Origin of the sequence: Streptomyces sp. WG5, assembly GCF_049974565.1 — a bacterium.
Classification (GTDB): Bacteria; Actinomycetota; Actinomycetes; order Streptomycetales; family Streptomycetaceae; genus Streptomyces.
Genome location: NZ_JBNGGC010000081.1, coordinates 1 through 4,816, shown reverse-complemented (window position 1 = coordinate 4,816; position 4,816 = coordinate 1). Strand labels below are relative to the sequence as shown.

The window sequence follows — 4,816 nt, the reverse complement described above, 5'->3', positions numbered from 1 at the left end:
AGGCGTTCCGTGAGGTGGTGTCGGGGCTGTCGTTCGCGGCCCCTCGTATTCCGGTGGTGTCGAACCTGACGGGCGCCCTGGTCACGGACGAGATGGCGTCGGCGGACTTCTGGGTGCGGCATGTCCGTGAGGCCGTGCGCTTCTTGGACGGCGTCCGCGCGCTGGAGGCGTCGGGGGTCACGACGTACCTCGAACTCGGCCCGGACGGTGTGCTGTCGGCGATGGCGCAGGAGTGCCTGACCGGCGAGGGCGCCGCCCTCGCGCCGGTCCTGCGCTCCTCCCGTCCCGAGGCCGAGACCCTCACCGCCGCCCTCGCCCGCGCCCACACCCGGGGCGTCGCGGTCGACTGGCCGGCGTACTTCGCCGGGACCGGTGCGCGGCGCGTCGACCTGCCCACCTACGCCTTCCAGCGCCAGCGCTACTGGATCGAGTCGGGCCGCGGCGCCGGGGACCTGCGCGCCGTCGGCCTCGAAGCCGCGGGCCACCCGCTGCTGGGCGCGACCGTCGCGCTCGCCGACTCCGACGGCTTCCTCTTCACCGGCCGCCTCTCGCTCGACACCCACCCGTGGCTCGCGGACCACGCCGTCATGGGCTCCGTGCTGCTTCCCGGCACGGCATTCGTGGAACTGGCTGTACGCGCAGGCGACCAGGTCGGCTGTGACGTCCTGGAGGAACTCACCCTCCAGGCGCCCCTCGTGCTGCCCGAGCACGGCGGCGTGCAGGTGCAGATCCACGTGTCGGCGCCCGACACCGACGGCACGGGCCGGCGCACCTTCACGCTCTCCTCCCGTTCCGAGGGCGGCGCGGCCGACGAGTTGTGGGTGCGGCACGCCGCCGGTGTCCTCGCCCAGGGCGCCGCCCGCCCGGACTTCGAGCTCACCCAGTGGCCCCCGGCGGGCGCCGAGCCCGTTCCGACGGAGAACCTGTACGCGGAGCTCTCCGCCCTCGGCATGGCCTACGGCCCCGTCTTCCGCGGGCTGACGGCCGCGTGGCGGCACGGGGAGAGCGTTTGCGTCGAGGTCGCGCTCCCCGAAGGACACACCGCGGGCGCGCGGGACTTCGGCCTGCACCCCGCCCTGCTCGACGCCGGCCTGCACGCGCTCGCCTTGGGCGGGCTGGGCGGCAACGACGGCGAAGGACGGCTCCCGTTCTCCTGGACAGGAGTGACCCTGCACGCCGCGGGCGCCGAGGCGCTGCGCGTCCGCCTCGCACCGGCGGGCGCGGACGGCGTGCGGCTGGAGATCGCCGACACCTCCGGCACACCGGTCGCCACCGTGGACGCCCTCGTCCTGCGCGCCGTCTCCGCCGAGCAGGTGCGGGCCACCGGCACTGCCCATCACGAGACGGTGTTCCGCGCCGAGTGGGCCCCCCTGCCGGGCAGCCCCGACACCGCCTCCACGTCGCACCGTTGGGCCGTCGTGGGCGGTGCGGCAGCCGTCGCCTCGCTGCCGGGGCTGCTGCCCGGCGACGTCACCGTCCACGCAGACCTGGCCGCACTCGCGGCGGCCGTCGAAGCGGGCGAGGCCGTGCCGGACGCCGTGGTCGTCGGGTACGGTCCGGCGGAAGCGCTGTCGGCCCAGGCCGTGCACGCCGCCGCCCATGACGCGCTCGCGCTCGCCCAAGCGTGGTGCGCCGACGAGCCCTTCGCAGGCGAGGCCTTCGCCGGCTGCCGTCTGGTCGTCGTCACCCAGGGCGCGGTCCCCACCGGTGCCGGTGTCACGGACACCGACCCCGTGCACGCCACCGTCGTGGGCCTGCTGCGCTCCGCGCAGTCCGAGTACCCCGACCGGCTGCTGCTCGTCGACACCGACGGACGTGAGGACTCCGTCCGTGCCCTGCCGTACGCCCTCGCGGCGGACGAGCCTCAACTCGCCCTGTACGCAGGCTCCGTGCGCGCCCTGCGGCTGGGCCGAGCCGTACGGCAGGACGTCGACGCCACCGCCACCGTCACCGCGTACGCACCCGGCAGGACCGTCCTCGTCACCGGCGCGGGCGGCATGCTCGGCGGCCTGGTCGCCCGCCGCCTCGTCACCGGACACGGCGTACGCCACCTCCTCCTCGTGGGACGCCGCGGCGGCGCCACCCCGGAGGCCGAGCGGCTGCGGGCCGAACTGACCGCGCTGGGCGCCACGGTCACCTGGGCGGCGTGCGACGTCTCCGACCGCGAAGCGCTCGCAGGCGTCCTGCGCGGCATCCCCGCCGCACACCCCCTCGGTGCGATCGTCCACACCGCCGGCGTGCTCGACGACGGCGTCATCACGTCCCTCACCCCGCAGCGGCTCTCCGCCGTCCTGCGCCCCAAGGCCGACGCCGCCCTCAACCTGCACGAACTCACCCGGGACCTCGACCTCTCGGCCTTCGTCCTCTTCTCCTCCATCGGCGGCGTCTTCGGCGGCCCCGGCCAGGGCAACTACGCCGCCGCCAACGCCTTCCTCGACGCCCTCGCCCACCACCGGCGGGCCCAGGGCCTCACCGCCACCGCGATGGCCTGGGCCCTGTGGGCCGGCGGTGGCGACGACGCGCCCGGCGGCGCAGGCATGGCCGGCGCCCTGGACGATGCCGACATCAGCCGCATGCGGCGCGCGGGCCTGCCCCCGCTGACCACCGCGGAAGGCATGGAACTCTTCGACGTCGCCCACCGCGTCGTCGAGGCCGCGCCCGTCCTCATGCGCGTCGACCTCGGCGCCCTGCGCGACCAGGCCCGGTCCGGCGCCCTGTCACCGCTGCTGCGCGGCCTGGTCCGGGTCCCCGCCCGCCGGGCCGCCGCCACCACCGGCACCGGGGGAGAGGACGGCCTGCGGCAGCGGCTGGCCGGGCTCGCCCCCGCCGACCGCGACCGCGCCCTGCTCGACCTCGTCCGCAAGCAGGTCGCCACCGCGCTCGGCTACCCCGGCCCTGCCTCCGTCGAACCCGGACGCTCCTTCAAGGAACTGGGCTTCGACTCCCTCACCGCCGTCGAACTGCGCAACCTGCTCGCCGCCGCCACCGGCCGACGCCTGCCCGCCACCCTCGTGTTCGACTACCCGACGGCCACCGCGCTCGCCGGATACCTGCGCGAGGAACTCGTCGGCGACCTGACGGACGGGGACGCGGCCCGGGCCGGAACCGCCCTCGCACCGTCCCGACCGCGAACGGTCGACGCGGACGACGACCCCATCGCGATCGTCGCCATGAGCTGCCGATTCCCGGGCGGCGTCATGTCCCCCGAAGACCTGTGGGAGCTTCTGGCCGCCGGACGCGACGGCATCACCGGCTTCCCCGCCGACCGCGGCTGGGACCTCGACCACCTCTACAGCGACGACCCCGACAGCGAAGGCACCAGCTACGCCCGCGAGGGCGGCTTCCTCCACGACGCCGCCGACTTCGATGCCGCCTTCTTCGGCGTCTCGCCGCGCGAGGCGCTGGCCATGGACCCGCAGCAGCGCCTGCTGCTGGAGACCACCTGGGAGGCGTTCGAGCGCGCCGGGATCGACCCCACCACGCTGCGCGGCAGCCGCACCGGCGTCTTCGTGGGCTCCAACGCCCAGGACTACCTGCACCTGTGGCTCAACGACGTCGACGGCCTCGAAGGCCACCTCGGGACCGGCACCGCCGCCAGCGTCGTCTCCGGCCGCATCGCCTACACCTTCGGCCTCGAGGGCCCGGCCGTCACCATCGACACCGCCTGCTCGTCGTCCCTGGTCACCCTGCACCTGGCGGCACAGGCACTGCGGCGCGGCGACTGCTCGATGGCGCTGGCCGGCGCCGTCACCATCATGTCCACCCCCGGCGCGTTCACCGAGTTCAGCCGCCAACGCGGCCTGGCCGCCGACGGCCGCATCAAGGCGTTCGACGCCTCGGCCGACGGTACGAGCTGGTCCGAGGGTGTCGCCCTGCTCCTCGTCGAGCGCCTGTCCGACGCGCGCGCCAACGGGCACCCGGTGCTCGCGGTCATGCGCGGCTCGGCCGTCAACCAGGACGGCGCGAGCAACGGCCTCACCGCGCCGAACGGCCCCTCCCAGCAGCGCGTCATCCGGGAAGCCCTCGCCGACGCGGGCCTGTCGGCCACGGACGTCGACGCGGTGGAGGCCCACGGCACCGGCACCACGCTGGGCGACCCGATCGAGGCGCAGGCCCTGCTCGCGACGTACGGCCAGGGCCGCCCCGCCGACCGCCCGGTGTGGCTCGGCTCCGTCAAGTCGAACATCGGCCACACCCAGGCCGTCGCCGGGGCCGCCGGCGTCATCAAGATGGTCATGGCGATGCAGCACGGCGTGCTGCCCCGGACCCTGCACGTGAACGAGCCGACGCCTTACGTCGACTGGACGGCGGGAGACATCGCCCTGCTGACGGAGGCGGTCCCGTGGCCGGAGACCGGCCGCCCGCGCCGCGCCGGCATCTCCTCCTTCGGCTACAGCGGCACCAACGCCCACGCGATCATCGAGCAGGCGCCCGCCGCCGTCCCGCCCGCGCGGCAGGAGCCGGCCCGCGACCTGCCCGTCGTGCCCTGGCTCGTCTCCGCCCGTACACCGACCGCCCTGCGGGCCCAGGCCGAGCGCCTGCACCCGACGGCCACCGGCGTCGCGGAGAGCGGCGATCTCGATTTCGCCTACTCCCTCGCCACCAGCCGCGCCGCCCTGGAACAGCGGGCCGCCATCATCGCCCCCGAGGCGGCCACGCGACTCGCCACCCTCACGGCCCTGGCCCGCGGCGACCACGCACCCGGCCTGGTGGAAGGCACCGTGACGACCGGCACGCTCGCGTTCCTGTTCACGGGGCAGGGGAGTCAGCGGCTGGGGATGGGGCGTGAGTTGTATGCGGCCTATCCGGTGTTCGC

1 protein-coding gene is annotated in these 4,816 nt (G+C 75.3%); it reads left to right on the top strand.

Annotated elements, in window-relative coordinates; translation table 11 throughout:
- Window positions 1-4,816, top strand: a 4,816-nt coding sequence (locus ACP4IX_RS35825; protein ID WP_426558772.1) for a type I polyketide synthase, incomplete at both ends; no start/stop codon positions are given.